Raw genomic sequence first — 19284 nt, 5'->3', positions numbered from 1 at the left:
AAAACCGCCCGGCAGGCGGTTTTTGTATTCCACGAAAACTTACTTCTCTTTGGCTATCCAGTCGCGGATCAGCGGCCCGGCCTGCTGCAACGCCTGCGGGCTGAACATAGCGTCATGGCTGCAGGGCAGGGTGTGGGTAGCGATTCTCCCCTCGACAGAGGGTGCCCACAGTTGCGCATCGAAACCCGCTTCGCCGTCGCGGCGCGTGGCCGCGCGCAGGAAGAGGATATCCCCCTGAAAGCGCGACGGCGTGAAGGCTGCCAGCAGGCGCGGCGCCTCGCGAAACTCCGCAAGGATACGCTCAAACACTACTGGCTCCATTACCGCCAGCGGATGCTCCTGCGCCACTAAACGGCGGCGCAGCGCCTCGACGGTGAGTTCACTCTCTGCGGGCACGCTGCCGGTTAAGGCTTCAAACAGCGCCGAGAGGCTCTCGCTGTCTTGCCGCTCCCTGTCACGGTAGCGCTCGCCCAGCGGGTAGCCATCAAGCAGGATCAGCGTGCTGACAACCTCCCCAGACTGCTGCAACAGGGTGGCGATTTCATGGGCCAGATGGCAGCCAAATGACCAGCCGAGCAGGGCATAAGGGCCGTGTGGCTGCACTTTCACCATCTCCGCGAGGTAACTTTTTGCCAGCGCGTTAACCGAGGGCAACGCCTCCCCGCTGCTCAGCCGTTGCGATTGCAGGCCAAACAGCGGCTGCGTGTCGCCAAGCCAGGGAATAAGCCCGGCGTAGGACCAGCTCAACCCGCCGCCGGGCGGCAGGCAGAAGAGGGGCGTTTTCTGCCCGCGCGGTTGCAGAGGCAGCATCACATCCAGCACGTTGCTGCGCTGATTGCTCTGTAGCCGCTGCGCCAGCAGCGCTACCGTCGGGTGCTCAAACAGATCGCGCAGCGTCAGTTTCACCTGCCACGTTTTGTCGATAGCGTTAATCAGCCGCGCCGCCAGTAATGAGTGGCCGCCCAGGGCAAAAAAGCTGCTATCGACGGTGATGGTTTTCAGATTGAGCAGTTCGCAAAACCGCGCAGCCAGCCAGCTTTCCCGCTCGTTTTGCGGTGCGCGCCCCGGCTCAATATGGAAATCGGGCTTCGGCAACCCGGCGAGTGCCAGCTTACCGTTGGCGTTAAGCGGCAGCGCCGCCAGCGGCACAATTGCCGCAGGCACCATAAAGTCCGGCAGCCGCTCGCGCGCAAACTGTTGCAGCGCTGCGCTGAGTTCGCTCTCCTGAACAGAGGGCACCACATAGGCGACAAGCTGCTTATTGCCGCTGCGATCCTCAAGCGCCACCACCGCCACCTGCTGAACCGCAGCGTGCTGTTTCAGCACCATCTCCACTTCACCGGGTTCAATGCGGAAACCGCGAATTTTCACCTGCTGATCGCGGCGGCTGACAAAACAGAGCGCGCCATCGCGCCGCCATTTGACGATATCGCCAGTGCGGTACATGCGGCTTCCCGCCGGGCCAAAGGGATCGGCAACAAAGTGTGCCGCGCTCAGCGTCGGGTGGTTGATATAGCCGCGCGCCACCCCGCGCCCGGCGATATAGAGCTCTGCCGCCACGCCCGGCGGTACCGGCTGAAGATGGGAATCAAGCACGTAGAGGCGGGTGTTATCGAACGCTCTGCCAATCGGCACGTCAAGATAGGGCGCATCGGCCTGAGTGATGGGGTAGTCCGTCGCATAGGTGGTGATCTCCGTCGGGCCATAAATATTCAGCAGTTCGAGATGCGGCCAGCGCTCGCGCACCGCCTGAACCGCGCTGGCGGAGATCTTCTCCCCGCCGGTATAAACGCGGCGTAAGCCTGCAAGGCAGTCGCTCGCCTCCTCGGCGATCAGGCGGAACAGCCCGGAGGTTAAAAAGGCGGTCGTGACCTTACCCGCCACAAGCGTGTCGGCAAGCAGGGGCAGATCCAGCGTCTCGCCGGGGACGATCACCGCATGGTGACCATTGAGCAGCGTCCCCCAAATCTCCCAGGTGGAGGCGTCAAACGCATAGGCCGAGTGCAGCAGAATGCGCTGGCAGGCCGCCGCTAGCCAGCGGCGGTCGCGTGCCAACGCCAGCACGTTATCCTGGGTGGTGGCAATGCCTTTCGGTTTGCCTGTCGAGCCGGAGGTGAACATCACATAAGCCAGATGGTGCGGCGTGACCGTTGTTGCAACGCCCGCCGCCGTGGCGCGGGTTGCCGACTCATCGACGATAAGCCGCGCAATGCCCGGTGGCAGCGCGGCCTGGCGATGGCTTTCATCCAGCAGCACGATGCGCAGATCCAGCTCATCAATACAATGTTGCCAGCGCTCAGCGGGATCGCTCGCCCGCAGCGGCACATAGAAACCGCCCGCTTTCACCACCGCGAGAAGGGCAATCACCAGCGAAAGTGAGCGTGTCATCAACACCGCCACGCCCTGCTCGCTGCTTACGCCTTGCTGTTGCAGGCGCTGCGCGAGGGCATTGGCGCAGGCGTCCAGTTGCTGATAGCTCAGTTGCTCCTGCCCGCAGCTGACGGCGATACGCTGCGGCGTGGCGGCGACCTGGTGGGCAAACTGCGCGGCCAGGGTGGCGGGCGGCACGTCACAACGGGTGTCATTCCATACTTCGAGCATCTCGTTACGCTGCCGGTCAGTGAGCAGCGGCAGCGTCATCACCGCGCTCTCCGGCTCCTCCACCATGGCCTGCAACAGGTGAATAAAGTAGTCCGCCAGCGCCGTGATGGTCTGCCCGTCAAAGCGATCGACCGGGTAGTCGATTTGCACCTCCAGTGCGCTGACGTCGCCGCGCTCGCCGTAAACCTGCTCAACGTTGAAGGTTAAATCAAACTTGGTGGTCACCAGCCCGACCGGCTGCGGCAAAAGCGTCAGATCCGCGAACTGCGGCGGCGTGGCGTCGTTATTTTGCAGCACCATCATCACCTGGAAGAGCGGATGCCTGCCAGAGACGCGCTCGGGGTTGAGGCTTTTCACCACCCAGTCAAAGGGAACCTCCTGGTTAACCCAGGCGGAGAGCATAAACTCGCGCACCTGGGCCAGCGCCTCAGCCACCGTGGGGTTTGCCGCAAGATCAACGCGAAGTACCAGGGTATTGACGAAGAAGCCGACTAACTCCCGCATCGCCTCATCTGAACGTCCGGCGACGGCGGTGCCGAGCGTAATATCCTCCCCGGCCCCCATTCTGCCAAAGAGGAGCGCGGCAGCGGTTTGCAGCACCATAAAGGGCGTCGCCCCCTCACGGCACGCCAGCTGGGTGATCTGTTGATAAAGCTTCTCATCAATGCGCAGCCTCACCTGCTCGCCAACGTAACTCGTCCCGGTCGTCGGGTGACGATCGACGGGTAACGCCATCGCTTCCGGCACGCCGGAGAGGGCTTCACGCCAGAAGGCGACCTGCTCTGTGGCAGTCTCGCTCTGGCTCTCAATGTCGCCCAGCCTCTCGCGCTGCCAGAGGGCGTAATCGGCATACTGCACCGGCAGCGGCGCCCACTGCGGGGCCTGCATGGCGCAGCGCGCGGTGTAGGCGCAGGCGAGATCGCGAAACAGCGGTGCCAGCGAGCCGCCATCGCAGGCGATATGGTGGATAACCAGCAGCAGCACATGCTGCCGGGTTTGCGAAAGATGGAACAGGCTGGCGCGCAGCGGGATCTCTTCTGCCAGCTCAAACGGGTAGGCAGCTGCGTGATTAAGGGCGTCGGTCAGCGACGAAGCCGCGATATTGCTCACCTCAAACGTCACGTCAAACGCATCGGGGGCGAGGATCTCCTGCCACGGCTGCCCCTGGTGGAGCGGGTAGCGCGTGCGCAGAACCTCATGGCGTTCAACCACATCCCGCACGGCCTCACGAAGAGCGGCGTCGTTCAGCTCCCCCTGTAAGCGGATGGCGAGCGGCATATTGTAGGCCGCATGGTTGTTATCGAGGTTTTTCAAAAGCCACATCCGCTGCTGGGCAAAAGAGAGCGGTAGCCGCTCGCTGCGCGGCTGTGGGCAGAGGGGCTCAGCAGGCCGATTTCCCTGTTTCGTCAGTTGCCCGGCAAGCTGCGCGACCGTTGGATAGTCAAACAGCGTGCGGATCGGCACCTCGACCTCCAGCACGCGGGTGATGCGGCTCACCAGACGCATCGCCAGCAGCGAATGGCCGCCGAGGGCAAAGAAGTCGTCATCAATACCGGGAGCATCTGACTGCAACACCTCGGCAAACAGCCCCAGCAGAATCTCCTCCTGCACGGTGCGCGGCGCGCGTCGTGCGCTTCCGGCACTCAGATCGGGGCGCGGCAGGGCGCGTTTATCCAGCTTGCCGTTGAGGGTCAGCGGGAACTGTTCAATCTGCATAATCGCGCCCGGCACCATGTAGCCCGGCAGTTTTGCTGCCGCCAGGCTGCGCAGCGCGGCAATATCGAGCGGCGCATGCGTGTCGGCGGTGACGTAGGCCACCAGCTGCGGTTGAGTGTCGGCATCAAGCAGCACCACTTCTGCATGGGCAACCTGCGGGGCGCTTCGCAGAACAGCGGCAATTTCGCCCAGCTCAATACGAAACCCGCGCAGTTTCACCTGCTGATCCGCGCGCCCCAGGTAGTGCAAATCTCCCTCTGGGCTCCTGACGGCGATATCGCCGGAGCGATACATGCGCGAGCCCGGCGCACCCCAGGGGTCGGCGACAAAGCGCTGGCTGGAGAGTTCGACCCGGTTCAGATAGCCGCGCGCCAGCCCGGCACCGCTGATATACATTTCGCCTTCCACGCCCGGCGGCACCGGACGCAGCGCATCATCCAGCAGATGGATATGCAGATCGGGGATCGCGATGCCAATAAGGCTGCCTGTCGCCTCGCGCGCCCGCGCCGCGGTTAACGGCTGATAGCTCACATGCACGGTGGTTTCCGTGATGCCATACATATTGATAAGTTCGGGAGCCGTATCCGGGTGGCGCTGATACCAGCGCTCGAGTTGGCTAAGATCCAGCGCTTCACCACCAAAAATCACCTTACGCAGCGCCAGCGGCAGTTCGTCGTGCTTAAGGTCGCGCTCGGCTTCAATCAGCTGATAAAAAGCCGACGGCGTCTGGTTAAGGATGGTCACTTTTTTCTCGCTTAATAGCCGCAAAAAAGCCTGCGCATCGCGGCTGACCATAAACGGCACCACCACCAGCTCGCCGCCATAGAGCAGCGCGCCCCATATTTCCCAGACCGAGAAATCAAACGAGCAGGAGTGAAACAGTGTCCAGATATCGTGGCGCGAGAAGTTAAACCACGCCTCTGTTGCGGCGAAAAGACGCAGCACATTGCTGTGCGGGATCATCACCCCCTTTGGATTGCCGGTGGAGCCGGAGGTGTAAATGATATAGGCGAGATTGTGCGCCTGCACCGGGCGCAGCCGCTCGCTTTGCTTAAGATCCACGCCGCTCTGCTGCGCCAGCCGCTGCTGGCTTTCGGCGCTATCGATTAGCAGCAACTGCGATTCATCAAACATCTCCGCGTGCGCCTGGAGTGACACGATCAGCGCCGGTCTGGCGTCGGAGAGAATGTAGGCCAGCCGCTCCGGCGGGTTATGCACATCCAGCGGCAGCCAGGCCGCGCCCGCTTTCAGCACCGCAACAATAGCCACCAGCGCCTCAAGCGTGCGCGGCAGCGCCAGCGCCACAATCTCTTCGCTGCCGATGCCGCAACTCACCAGATAGCGGGCAAGTTGGTTCGCCCGCTGGTTAAGCTCGGCGTAGCAAAGCGTCTTATCGCCAAGCGAGAGGGCAGTGGCATCCGGGTAGTGCGCGGCGCACTGTTCAAACACCTCATGCAGCGTGGTTTGCGTCCTCTTATCGAACGATGTCGGTGCGGGAAGCAGCGCCTGCGCCTCCTGCGGCAGTAACAGTGAAGCGTGGCCAATAAGGCTGTCAGGGCGGTCAATCATGGTGTAAAGCAGATGCAGGAAGCGATCCGCCAGCCGCTCAACCTCCTCATCGGGGAAGATATCGGCCAGCGCGCTAAAGCGCAGCGCGAGCGATTCGCCGGGAACAGCGATAAGCCCCAGCGGGTAGTGGGAGGCATCCCCGCCGCGGTGCGAGGCGAGCGAAACCGTTAATTTTTCGCTCATTTCGGCGCTTGCGCTCTGCGGGTAGTTCTCAAACACCATCAGCGTATCAAACAGCGCCTCGCCGCCGGCGTCAGCCTGAATGGTGGTGAGATCGAGATACTGGCTGTCGAGCAGGCGCGTCTGCTCCGCCTGTAGCCGTTGCAGCAGCGTGGCGAAACTCTCCTCCATGCGCCAGCTGAGGCGAAGCGGCAGCGTGTTGATCAATAACCCGACCATCCTTTCGATGCCGCTAAGCTCCGCCGGTCTGCCGGAAACGGTAATGCCGAAAACCACGTCGCAGCGCCCGGTAAGCGCGCCAAGCAGCATGCCCCAGGCGCACTGCAACAGCGTATTGACCGTCACGCCAAGCTCGCGGGCGCAGCGGTTAAGCTGCCGCGTGCGCCCGGCATCCACCGTTCTGTGGAGCAGGTGCGGCTGCAAATTATCGGTGGTGCGCCCTTTGGCGAGATGGGTAGGGCCTTGCAGGCCGCGTAACGCCTCGCGCCATACATCGCGCATCTTCCCGGTGTCACGCTGGGTAAGCCAATACAAATAGTCGCGATAGGGCACGGCGGGCGGCAACGGCTCCGCGAGGTATAAACGAAACAGCTCATCGAGCAGCACCGGAATCGACCAGCCATCCAGCAGCAGGTGGTGATTGGTAAAGATCAGCTTATGCTGTGTCGGCGAACACTTCACAAGGGTAAAGCGCAGCAGAGGCGGCGTGTCGGCGGCGAAGCGGGTGTTGTAGTCCGTTTCCAGCAACGCACTATAAGCCGACGCCTGCGCTAACGTTGAGAGGATACTTAAATCCACCTCCTGCCAGGGGAGCGGCAGGCCAGAGAGGATCAGCTGAACCGGCGTGTCGACCTCTTCATACTCAAACCCGGCGCAGAGGTGGGGATGGCGCGCCAGCAGTTGCCCGACGGCCTGCCTGAGCCTGGCGACATCCAGCTCCCCATCAAGTTGATAAACCTGTTGCACCTGATAGGCATCGCTACCGCGCGTATCAAGCAGCATATGGAACAGCAACCCTTTCTGTAACGGGGATAACGGCAGTATCTCTTTAATATCCATACTCATTTTTTCTTCGTCCATTTTGCCTGAAGTTTTGACAGCCCCGCTTGTTGCAGCGCCACCAGGGGCACATCTGAAGGGGTGAAACCGCCGATATCGTCGACCTGCGTAAGCTGCGACAGTGCTTTCAGCCAGCTAAACCACCCCGTAGCCAGATGGCTGACGCGATCTTCAGCGTAAAGCTCAGTCGCCCAGTTCCAGTTCGCCACCAGCACCGGGCCGCTTGCGCGCGCTTCCACCACGGCATTGAGCGAGAGGGCATGCGGCAGTGCAAAGCTGTCGTGTGCGCGGGTATCAAGCAGGCGGGCCTCAGCGGCAAGCTGCCAGTCCCGCGCCTCTTCGACGCTGAAGCGGCCCAGGTAGTTAAAGCCGATTTGCGGCTGTGGCAGCGCGGCAAGCTGTGGGCGCGTTTGCGGGTTGAGGTAGCGCAGCAGGCCGTAACCGAGCCCGTTGCCCGGCACCTGGCGCAACTGCTCTTTGACGCTCTTCAGCGCGCTACCGAGCGAGTGGGGATGGGTTAACTGCGCGCGACCCGGAGCAAGACGCACCGGATAGAGCGTGGTAAACCAGCCAACGGTATTCGACAGCGCGGTTCCCGCCAGCTCTTCGCGCCCGTGCCCTTCGACATCCAGCAGCACATCCGTTTGCCCATCTTCGCGCCATGCCGTGATGGCGAGTGCCAGGGCGCAGAGCAGCACATCGTTGATACCGGCGTGAAAGCGCGCAGGCAGGGTGGTCAGCAGAGGCTGGGTAAATTCGCTGCCAAGCTCCATCTGCAAAGAGGCGCTGGTGGCGAGGGTGTCGCGCGTGCCTGACAGCCGTCGTGTGGTTAACAGCCCGTCCGGCTGGCTGAGCACGCTCTGCCAGTGCGCCAGCTCATCACCCCGGCGTTGCGCTTCCTGCTCAAGGCGCAGCGCCCAGGCGCGAAAGGCGGTGCCTGTGTCGGTCAGCTGCGCATTTTTACCCGTAGCGCGGGCGCGCCAGAGGGCGAGCAGGTCGGCGGCGAGTATCCGCCAGGAGACGCCATCCACCGCCAGGTGGTGTAACACCAGCATCAGCTGGCCCGGTTCGCCACAGGCGGCGCGGAACCAGACGGCCTGCACCATCTTGCCGCGAGCCGGGTCGAGCCGCTGTTTCGCCCGGCGACACGCTTCCTGAATCTGCTGCTGCCGCTGCTCCGGCGAGAGAGACAGGCCGTCGATGATCTCCAGCATCTCACTCTCGTCCATGGCTGGTGGCACTGCCAGATGGATCTCGCCGCTGACCTCGCGGCGGGCAGTTAAGCGCAGCGCATCATGGTGCCGGATCAGTTCGGCGAGCATCTCGCGCAGCGCCTGGGCATCCAGTTCTGCGGGCGTGTGCAGCAGCGTTGCCTGGCAGAAAGCGTTGATATCTCCAGGATTCTCCATCAACCAGTGCATAATCGGCGTCGCGGGCAGATCGCCGACGGCAGCAACCTGCGGGGCGATATCCTGCTCTGCAACGGCGGTGATGATGCCAGCCAGCCCGGCGACCGATTTATGCTCAAACACATCGCGCGGGGTGAACAGCCATCCCGCCTGACGGGCGCGCGCCACCAGCTGTATCGCCGTGATGCTGTCGCCGCCAAGCTCGAAGAAGCTCATCGTGCGGTCGACCTCCGCCAGATTGAGCAACTCGGCGAACAGCGTGCTGAGCAACTGCTCCTGCGCGTTACTTGGTGGGGTGTGCTGCGCGCGGGCAAACTGCGGCGCAGGCAGCGCCCGGCGGTCGACTTTGCCGTTTGGCGTGACCGGTATTGCCGGTAGCAGAACCACGGCAACCGGCACCATATAGTCCGGCAGAAAGTCGCGTAAAAAGTCGCGGATCTCCCCGCCCTGCGCCTGCTCATCGCGGGCGACGGCATAAGCCACCAGTTGGCGCAGACCGGGCTTATCCTCGCGGACAATCACCGTCGCCTGCGTGATCTGCGGATGTTTTCGCAACTGGGATTCAATCTCGCCCAGCTCAATACGAAAACCGCGGATTTTGACCTGGTGATCGACGCGCCCGGCGAACATCAGCTCGCCCTCACGGCTCCAGCTTGCCATATCGCCGGTGCGGTACATCCGGCTGCCCGGTGCGCCAAAGGGGTTAGCAACGAAGCGTTCTGCCGTTAAATCCGGCCGTTTCAGGTAGCCCCGCGCCAGGCTTTCACCGGCAATATAGAGCTCGCCTTTTACCCCCGGCGGAACGGGTTGCAGATGCGCGTCCAGCACATAAGCCTGCATATTGAAAATCGGTCTGCCAATCGGCGGCAGGCGGTCGGCTTGCAACGGCTGGCTGATGGTGGCGCAGACGGTCGATTCGCTCGGGCCATAGGCGTTAATCATTCGCCGCCCGGTGCCCCAAAACGCGATCAGTTCCGGCGGGCAGGCCTCCCCGGCAACGATAAGCGTTGCCAGTTCGGGCAGCGGTTCGCGCGGCATCACCGCCAGCCCAACCGGTGGCAGCGTGGCGTGTGTTACCGCGCGATCGCGCATCAGGGTATAGAGCGGTTTGCCGGGCGTCAGCGCCTCTTTTTCCGCCACAACCAGCGACGCGCCGCTCAGCAGCGCCATGCTGATATCCCAGAATGAGGCGTCGAAGCTTGGCGAGGCGAACTGCAACACGCGGCTTTGCGGCGTGACGTGCAGGCGCTCAACCATGCTGGCGACCAGATGAGCAATCCCCCGATGGCTGACCAGCACCCCTTTTGGCGCGCCGGTCGAGCCGGAGGTGTAGATAAGGTAGGCGGCGTTATCGCACCGCAACCTGCGCGGCAGCGTAATCGCTTCGGCACTGTGGTCAGCAAGCAGCCCGCGCAGGGCCGGGTGGTCAAGGCGCAGCGCGGCATACTCCGGTGCCAGCCGGTCAGCGAATGCCGCCTGGCTTATCACCAGCCCTGGCTGCGCGTGGCTTAACATATACGCCACCCGCTCGGGTGGGTAATCAGGATCGAGAGGCAGATAGGCGGCGCCCGTTTTCATCGTGGCGATGATGGACACGATAAGCGCAACGGATCGCGGCAGCGCGATGGCGACAATCTGCTCGGCGCCAATGCCCCGCGCCAGCATCAGGTTTGCCAGGCGGTTTGCCCGTTGGTCCAGCTGCGCGTAGGTCAACGTCTCCTCATCGCCAATCAGGGCTGTTGCCTGCGGCGTGGCGCGCACGATGGCTTCAAACTGTTCCGCAAAGGTCGCGGCGGGAACCTCGCGCGCGCTGTTGTTCCACGCCTGCATGATTTCGTGCCGCTCCGCGTCGCTGAAGATCGGCAGTTCGCTCACGCGACGCGAGGCATCGGTGGCGATGCCCGCCAGCAGATGGGTGAAGTAGCCCGCCATGCGCCCGACGGTCGCCTCGTCAAACAGATCCACGGCGTACTCCACCATGCCGCGCAGCCCCTCCGGCGTCTCTTCGAGGTTAAAGGTGAGATCAAATTTCGCCACCGGCAACGACGGCATCTCAACCACGGTTTCCAGCTCATTGAAGAGGGCGTCGCTGCGCGCAACGTTTTGCAGCACCAGCATCACCTGGAATAGCGGATGGCGCGCCAGCGAACGGGCCGGATTTAACGCCTCGACCAGGCTCTCGAACGGGATATCCTGGTGCTCCCAGGCCGCCAGCGCGCGCTCGCGAACGCGCTCAAGCAGTGTCACAAATGAGGGGTTGCCGCTGAGATCGGTCCGCATCACCAGGGTGTTGATAAAAAAGCCGACCAGCGGTTCGAGCGCCTCATCGCTACGCCCCTCGACCGCCGTGCCGATGGGGATATCCTCGCCCGCGCCGCAGCGGCAAAGCAGCACCGCCAGCGCGGCCTGTAACACCATAAACAGGCTGGCGTTATGCTGCCGTGCCAGCGCTCCTAACGCTGCGGTTGTCCGGGCATCAATGGCGAAGTGGCACTGTTTACCCACATAGCTGGCGCGCAGCGGGCGCGGCCGGTCAGTGGGCAACTGAAGCTCGTCGGGCAGGTCGTGCAGCGTATCGCGCCACCAGGCCAGCTGGCGGTTGACGAGGCTGTCGTTCTCGTCCGGTGCACCGAGCAGCGCCTGCTGCCACAGCGTGTAGTCGGCATACTGCACCGCAAGCGGTCTCCAGACGGGTACCCGGTTCTGCGCGCGGGCGTTGTAGGCCTCTGCCAGATCGCGCAGCAGCGGGGCAATCGATCCGCCATCGCTGGCGATATGGTGCATCAGAATGAGTAACAGATGGTGGCCATCATCCACCTTAAACAGCCAGGCGCGGCAGGGATCTTCCTGCGCCAGATCGAAGGTGTATTGTGCCGCGGTCTGCACGGCGTGGGACAGATCGTCGGCGGAAACCGTGAGTAGAGTCAGCGGGCAACAGGCCATCGAGGCCGGGGTGATCCTCTGGCACACCGTCCCATCGTCAAGCTGATGAAAGCGCGTGCGCAGGCTTTCATGGCGCAGCACGATATCGTCGAGCGCCGTCATCAGAGCGGAAACGACGATATCTCCCCGTAAGGTGAGCGTGACGGGCATGTTGTAGGTGTATTTACCCTGCTCAATGCGGTCAATCATCCACAGGCGGCGCTGCGGTGATGAGAGCGGCAGAAGCGGTGGCCGCTCGCCCTGGTACAGGCGCGGACGCGTCGGCTGGCTGCCCTGCAACCGCCCGGCAAACCGCGCCACCGTCGGGGCTTCAAACAGATCGCGGATCGCCGGGTTGAGATTGAGCGCCCGGCGGATTTTGCTCACCAGGCGGGAGGCCAGCAGCGAGTGGCCGCCGAGGGCAAAGAAGTCATCATCAATACCGACCTCCGGCACGCCCAATACCGCGGCGAAGAGCGTACAGAGGGTGCATTCAAGGTCACTGCGCGGCGCACGGTGCGCGACGCTGGCAACCTGCGGCGTGGGCAGGGCGCGCTGATCGACTTTGCCGTTCGCCGTCAGAGGGAAGTGCGCAAGAGGGATAATCATCGCCGGCACCATAAAGTCCGGCAACTGCGCGCCCAGCGCCCGGCGCAGCGCGTCGGCATCGCAGGTTGCGCCAGGTTTTGCCGTCACCCACGCAATCAGCTGCCTGTTCCCCGGGCTGCTCTCGCGCGCGCTTACCAGCGCCTGAGCCACCGTTGCCTGCTTTCGCAGGGCGGCTTCCACTTCCGCCAGCTCAATGCGGAAGCCGCGAATTTTGACCTGCTGATCGCCACGGTTCAGGTACTCCAGCACGCCATCTTCGCGCCAGCGCACCTGGTCGCCGGAGCGATACATACGTGCACCGGGCGCTGAAAATGGGTTCGCAACAAAATGCGCCGCGGTCAGGCAGGGGTTGCGATGATACCCGCGCGCCAGCCCGATCCCGGCAATATAGAGTTCACCAGGCATGCCGACCGGTACAGGGTTGAGGTAAGCATCAAGGACATAAAGCTGCATATTGTCGAGCGGTGTGCCGACAGGCACCGTCACGCCCTCCGGGATCTGCGCCATGGGCCATGTGGTGGCGAAGGTGGTGGTTTCCGTCGGCCCGTAGCCGTTCATCATCACAAGCGCGGGGTTGCGCGTCATCACCTCGCGAATGGCGTGTATGGAGAGCACATCCCCGCCCGCAATCAGTAAACGCACGCCCTTCAGCGCCTCAGGATGCACCTCCGCCATCAGATGAAACAGCCCGGCGGTGAGCCACAGCGCGGTGATCTTTTCATCGACGATACTCTGCGCCAGCGTATCGATATCCAGCTCGCCCGACGGCGCGACGATAACGGTACCGCCGCCCAGCAACGGCACCCACAGCTCATAAGTTGAGGCATCAAAGGCCGACGGAGAGTGCAGCAGCACCCGCTGATGATCCTCTGCCCGCCAGCGGCGATCCAGCGCCAGCGCCGCCACGCTCTGCTGCTCGACCGCAATCCCTTTCGGCTTACCGGTCGAGCCGGAGGTGAACATGATATAGGCCAGGCTGCCGTGCGCAGAGAGACGCGGCGGGTTGCTTAGCGGCCAGTCGCCCGCAGGTTCCTCACCGATAAACACGATATTGTCGACCGTAGGCAGCGGCAAGGTGGCATCGGCCAGCAGTAGCGTGGCGCCTGCTTCATTCACCATTAGCTGCTGGCGCTCCAGCGGATCGGTGATGCGCAGCGGCAGGTAAGCGCCGCCAGCCTTGATAACGGCGAGCACGGCGATAACTTCGTTCATCGAGTGCTGCATCAGTAACCCGGCGCAGAACGGCGCGCCGCCGGTCTGCGCCATCAGGCGGTGCGCAAGCCGGTTTGCTGCTTCATTAAGGTGGCGATAGCTCAGGGTTTTCTCGCCCTCTTTCACCGCAATGGCATCGGGCGAGCGCTGCACCTGCGTTTCAAACAGCCCGGCCAGCGACAGCGGCGGTAACGTCACATCCGTTGCGTTCCAGCGCTTTAGCACGGTTTCACGCTGCGCGTCACTTAACAGCGGGATCTGCGCAAGGCGGGCTTCGGGACGCTGCGCGATAGTTTCGATAACCCGGATTAACTGCCCGGCAAAGTCCGCAACCGTGCGGCCATCATAGAGGGCGGTGGCATATTCAATATGCCCGCTCAGGCGCTGCTGCGCGTCATCGACATCAAAATGAAACAGCAGATCGAATTTGGCGGTGGTGGTCGGGAGCTGGCGTTGTGCCACCGCAACCTGCGGGAAGGTGACCGCCTGCGGCCACGGTGTATCGACCACCATCATCACCTGAAAGAGCGGATGACGGGCTAAGGTGCGACCGGGTGCCAGCGCCTCGACGACCTGCTCAAAGGGGAGATCCTGATGCTGGTTGGCTTCCAGCACCGCCGATTTCGCCTGGGCGACAATGTCGCTCAGCGTCGGGTTGCCTCCCATATCCGTACGCAGCACCGCCGTATTGGCGAAATAGCCGATCAGCGGCAGCAGAGCGGCGTCGCTGCGGGCGTAAAGCGGCGTACCGATTACGATGTCATCACCTGCGCCGAGACGATGCATCAGCGTTGCCAGCGCCGCATGGAGCAGCATAAACAGGCTCACGCCCATCTCCTCGCTCCATGTTTTCAGACGCGATAACAGCTCGTCGGGGAGCGCGAAGTCGACGCGGTCGCCACGGTAATCCGCCTGCGTGGGGCGAGGCCGGTCGGCGGGCAGCGTCACCTCTTCCGGCACGTCCGCCAGCTGTTGACACCAGTAGTCCAGCTGCTGGCTATGGCGCGCGTTCGCGCCGGGCGCTTCGCTCAACAATGCGCGCTGCCAGAGCGCGTAATCGGCGTACTGAACGGTCAGCGGCGGCAACTGCGGGTGTTGGCCTGCGGCACGCGCCTGCCAGCAGAGGCGCAAATCCTCCAGCAGCGGCAGCAGGGAGCCACCATCCCCGGCGGTATGGTGAATGAGCAGCAGCAGAACATGTTGCTCCGCTGCCAGTTGATAGAGCCAGGCTTTAACCGGCAGTTCGCTATCCAGCGCAAAGAGATGCTGGCTCTCCATCACCAGCTGCGCGTCAAGGTGCTCGGGCGCGATGGCGAGGGTCGGCAGCGCAAACTTGACGTCGTGAGCCGCAAGGATCTGCTGGCAGGGCATCTCTTCCTGCTGGGTTAACAGGGTGCGCAGGCTCTCATGGCGGGCGATAACGTCAGAGAGGGCTTGCGCCAGCACCGCCGCATCCAGCGGGCCGCTCAGCGTCAGCGCCAGCGGCATATTGTAGGCGCTGCTGGGGGCGATCTGCTGCTGCAACCATAAGCGCTGCTGGGCAAATGACATCGGCAGCTGCGCCGGGCGCGGTTGCGCGACCAGCGCAGGGCGTGCCGTCTGGCTCTGCGCCCCCGATATCTGCATGCTCAGTTCGGCAACGGTCGGGGCATCAAACAGGGTTTTCAGCGACAGCTCCACGCCGAAGTGCTGGCGCAGGCGGCTGAGTAATTGCAGGGCTAACAGCGAATGACCGCCGAGGCTAAAAAAGCTGTCATTAATACCAGGCGGGTCAATGGTCAGGCACTCGGCAAACAGCTGGCACAGCTCCCGCTGCTGCGCAGTAGCGGGCGGTACCGGGGCGAGGGAGGTAAAGGTCGGTTGCGGCAGCGCCCGGCGGTCAATTTTGCCATTCGCCGTCAGGGGGAAGTGCGCCAGCACCATCACCCGCGCGGGCACCATATAGTCCGGCAGTTTTTGTGCCGATGCCGCGCGCAGCGCATCCGGGCTACAGGCTGCATCATCGTGCGCCACGACGTACGCCACCAGCCGTTTCTGCCCGCTCTTTTTCTCCTCATGGGCGACGACCAGCGCCTGTTTAACGTCGGGCAGGGCAGTGAGCGCGTTTTCAATCTCCCCGAGTTCAATACGATAGCCGCGGATCTTGACCTGATTGTCCACCCGGCCGAGGAAAATGATTGTCTGCGCTTCGCTCCAGCAGGCCATATCGCCGGTGCGATACATCCGCTTGCCCTCCTCATCAAAGGGGTTGGCAACAAACCGCTCGCTGGTTAAATCTGCGCGGTTGAGATAGCCGAGCGCCAGCCCGTCGCCAGCGATATAGAGCTCGCCAGGCTGCCCAACCGGTACCGGTTTCAGGGCGTCATCAAGGATATGAATTCGGGTATTAAAGAGCGGTTTACCGATAACCGACGGCGAGGGTTGCGCGGCGGTCAGCTCGCTCAAGGTCGACCAGATAGTGGTTTCGGTGGGGCCATAGAGCTGAATGACGCGCTCAGAGAGTGCGACCATGTGCTCCGCAAGCGTTTGGGGTAGCGTATCGCCGCCGACCAGCGCCGTCAGGCCAGCCAGCGAATCGGGCTGATAGGCCACTAACCCATGCCACAGCGCGGGCGTACCCTGCATATGGGTGATCTGATGTTCAGCGATCGCCTGCGCCAGCAGACGCGGGTCGCGCGCGCACTCCCGTGAGGCGATAGTGACCGACGCGCCGGTCATCAGCGGCAATAAAAGCTCCAGCGCGGCGATATCAAAACTGAGGGTGGTCACGGCGAGCAGCCGATGCTGCGCCGTCAGTTGCACGGTGTGTTGCATGGCGGTGAGGAAGTTGGTTAACGCGCCGTGAGAGACCACTACCCCTTTCGGCGCGCCGGTGGAGCCGGAGGTAAAGAGCACATACGCTGGCTGCGGCGGTTGCGGCAGCGTGGTTGGGTTATCGTCGTGCTGTGCCGCAATGGCCGCCACCGCCGCGTCACTGTCGATCTGCTGCTGGCGATACCCGGTAACGATCCCCGCCGTTTGCGACGAGGAGAGGATCAGTTTCGGCTGGGCGGTGGCGAGAATATGCTGCAGGCGCTCCGCCGGGTGATCGGCATCAAGGGGCAGGTAAACGGCCTGTGCTTTGGCGACCGCCAGCATGGCAATGACCATATTCACCGTGCGCGGCAGGAGCAGCGCGACGCTGTCGCCGGGGCGCACACCCTGATCCTGTAGAAAGCGGCTAAGCCGGTTCGCCTGGCGGTTAAGCTCGCTGTAGCTCAGCTGGGTGTGCCGATCGTCAAGTGCAGGCGCGTGCGGCGTGCTTCTGGCCTGACGTTCAAACAGCGCCGCAAAGGAGAGGGGCGGCACGGGCGCGCAGGTATCATTGGCCTGAGCATAAAGCTGCGACTCCTCCGCACTCAGCAGCGAGGGGGCACCAATCGCGGCGTGCGGTTGGTCGATTAATGCACTAAACAGCGCCAGCATGCGCTGATGATGGGCGGATAAACTCTCTGGGCTGTAGAGGGCGCTATTAGCGTCAAAGCCGACGACCAGCGTATGTTCGTCGCCGTAACCAAAGAAGAAGATCGCCAGATCGTCAACCGGCCCGTTGCTGGTATTCACCGGGAACGTTTTCGCGCCGTTGAAGGCCAGATCGTCGCCAAATAACTCGACGTTGATGGTGGTGTGGTAGAGCGGGCGGTCGAGTTTAAGATCGCGGGTCAACGCTTCATGGGGATACTGCTGGTGACGTAACGCGGACATCATCTCTTTTGCCACCAGCACCAGCACATCATCAAGGGTCAGCGCGGGCGAAAGCGGCAGGCGTACTGGCATGATGTTGGACATCATCGCGGGCGTGGTGCGCTGCACGCGACCGACGCGCGCCGCCATCGGTAGCCCAATCACCACCTCCTGCTGGCCGGTCATGCGGTAGAGGTAAACGGCGGTTAACGCCGTAAGCAGCTGCGGGAGCGTGCAGCCTGCGGCTTCGGCATGGCGATTCAGGGCCTGATGCAGGGCTAAATCGATATTGTTGCGCTGGCGGACGATCGGCGCATCCGGCGCGCTGCGGCCAGCAAGGCTTGCGGGCGCTGGTCGGTCCTGAAAGCGCGTCATCCAGTATTCGCGATCGCGAAGAAAGCGGTTTGAGTTTCTGTAGGCGGTATCTTCGGCAAGCAAGGCGCGAAAGTTGCCGAACGGCGTCGGCGCGACGGGTTTATCCAGCACCAGTGCGTTGTAGATATCGACCGTGCGGCGAAGGATCAGCGAAGCGCCAAAACCGTCCAGCAGGATATGGTGGCAGCAGTGGTAATAGAGGAATCTCTTCGGGCTGAGCTTAATGAGACAAAAGATAAATGCGTTCCCTTGTGTGAGGGAGAAGCGTTGATTTGTCTGCTCGCTCATAAAGGCCAGTGCGGCTTCCCAGGCATCCGGGCGCGCACTGAAATCGTAAAAGGCAGCATCATAATTATCGATAGCGGGCAACTGCTGCTTTACCGTGTTGTCTGTTTGATAAAACCGACCGTGCATTGTTTCGGCTTCAGCAATCATTTTTTTGACTGCCGCTTTAAATAACGTTGGGCTTACCTCGCCATCAATAATTAAATATTCGCTGATTGTATTATTTCCCGGGTTCAGCGCGACTTCATTCGCTAACCACATTCCCATTTGTGCGGATGTTAAAGCGACGTACTCCGTGTCAATTAGCGCGGACATAAGCAAAACCTCAATATTAGAAAGCGGCAGGGGGAAAAGAGTAATTGATACAACTACATGTTTTGCAGGCTTTTCGGCTTGATATCCTGCCAGTTCTCCTCAATGTAGTGCAGGCATTCAGACCGGCTTGCTGGCCCACATACCGGCTCCCAGCCATCAGGCACCGGAATAAACTCTGGCCATAACGAGTGTTGATTCTCCTGATTCACTAATACGATGAATATAAGATTCTCGTTTTCGAAGGGGTTACTCATCTTTTTTTCCTGTTCATAGGGGCAGGCTTGTTTTTCTATAGAAACTTCTCTTTTAACGCAATGAAGATAGTTTTAATTTTGCGATTTTAAGAATTTGAATGCCGAGTTTAGGCTATTTGCAAATATTTTTATTTATGCGTGTTTATAAATGGTTAGGATTTTAAAAGTGTCGGTGAATAATATTTTGGTGATTGATATTTAATGGTGGTGAATTAATAGCAGTCGAAAACAGAAGAAATAGGAGAGGTAACGCGGCGTGTGGTCAGCGGTTATTGGCCGCCTCTGCTGTGTTAACGAAGCAGAGGCAAGGCGGTGTTTACTCCTCAGGCAATAAGCGTGATGAGGTGATCCTCTGCAAGCGTGTAGTAACCCGTCAGCCGGCTTCCCGGCGCTCTCTCTGTCGTCAGAGGTTGCGTCAGTTCAAGGGTGATGCGCTGCGATGCCGTATCAATCTGGCAAACCCGCGCGGCATCAAAGTCAAAAAAGCGCCGCACTTCGGGGTAGAGGGCTTTGAACAGGCTCTCTTTGGCGGAGAAGGCGATCAGTAGCGCACTCTCATAAGGCAGCGGGCAGTCCGCGAGCAGCGCCTGCTCCTGCGCCGAGGTGAACATATCGGCGGTTTCGCGCATGGTCTCTGGTGCCAGCATCTCAATATCCACGCCCGGCGTCAGGCCTGCGCCGCTGGGCGCGATAACGGCTATCGCCCGGTCATGGGTATGGGAAAGGCTGCCGCACCAGCCCGCAGGCCAGATGGGGGAGCGATCCGCCGCCGAGCCAACGCTGGCGTCGCAGCCGTGGTGCGCAAGCAGCAGCTTTGCGCCGTAGCGCGCCGCCAGGTACTCTGCCCGGCGCTTCACGCCCGCCGCGTGCAGGCGCGCGGGAAACGGGATCGCGCAGTGGTCAAACAGCTCGTCCTGCCAGACGTGGCGATCAAAACAGAGCTGGCAGTAGGCGAGCCCCGGTATGGCCGCTATCGTGCCCATCTCAAGATGGGAGATAAAAGGCGGCCGTGCGTGATGGGTCAATGGAGTTAACATATTGCTCACTCTCAACAG

At 61.9% G+C, this 19284-nt stretch carries 4 protein-coding genes; all 4 read right to left on the bottom strand.

What is annotated here, in order from left to right:
* Nucleotides 1–39: 39 nt before the first annotated feature.
* The 4 genes from ABIC80_RS14155 to ABIC80_RS14140 all read right to left on the bottom strand — a co-directional run bounded on the left by ABIC80_RS14155 (nucleotide 40) and on the right by ABIC80_RS14140 (nucleotide 19266).
* Nucleotides 40–7131 carry an amino acid adenylation domain-containing protein gene (locus ABIC80_RS14155; RefSeq protein WP_429177561.1) on the bottom strand — a complete coding sequence of 2364 codons (7092 nt, stop codon included), beginning with the start codon at nucleotides 7129–7131 and terminating at the stop codon, nucleotides 40–42.
* The gene (locus tag ABIC80_RS14150) at nucleotides 7128–17975 is read right to left on the bottom strand and encodes an amino acid adenylation domain-containing protein (RefSeq protein ID WP_429177559.1); all 10848 of its coding nucleotides are present in this window, start codon (nucleotides 17973–17975) and stop codon (nucleotides 7128–7130) included. The genes ABIC80_RS14155 and ABIC80_RS14150 overlap by 4 nt, the downstream gene beginning before the upstream one ends.
* A 53-nt stretch (nucleotides 17976–18028) precedes the next feature.
* Nucleotides 18029–18229 carry an MbtH family protein gene (locus ABIC80_RS14145; protein ID WP_429177557.1) on the bottom strand — a complete coding sequence of 67 codons (201 nt, stop codon included), beginning with the start codon at nucleotides 18227–18229 and terminating at the stop codon, nucleotides 18029–18031.
* Between the two features lie 323 nt (nucleotides 18230–18552).
* A complete protein-coding gene (locus tag ABIC80_RS14140) occupies nucleotides 18553–19266 on the bottom strand; it encodes a 4'-phosphopantetheinyl transferase family protein (protein ID WP_429177555.1) in 714 nt (237 codons plus the stop codon).
* Between the last annotated feature and the right edge of the window lie 18 nt (nucleotides 19267–19284).

The sequence above is a fragment of the Kosakonia sp. 1610 genome, assembly GCF_050435845.1.
Classification (GTDB): Bacteria; Pseudomonadota; Gammaproteobacteria; order Enterobacterales; family Enterobacteriaceae; genus Kosakonia; species Kosakonia cowanii.
This window is presented reverse-complemented; position numbering and strand designations above follow the sequence as displayed.

Excerpts from the sequence above, each read along its gene's own strand:
- ABIC80_RS14155 (WP_429177561.1), bottom strand. The coding sequence starts at position 7,131 with ATGAGTATGGATATTAAAGAGATACTGCCGTTATCCCCGTTACAGAAA.
- ABIC80_RS14150 (WP_429177559.1), bottom strand. The coding sequence starts at position 17,975 with ATGTCCGCGCTAATTGACACGGAGTACGTCGCTTTAACATCCGCACAA.
- ABIC80_RS14145 (WP_429177557.1), bottom strand. The coding sequence starts at position 18,229 with ATGAGTAACCCCTTCGAAAACGAGAATCTTATATTCATCGTATTAGTG.
- ABIC80_RS14140 (WP_429177555.1), bottom strand. The coding sequence starts at position 19,266 with ATGTTAACTCCATTGACCCATCACGCACGGCCGCCTTTTATCTCCCAT.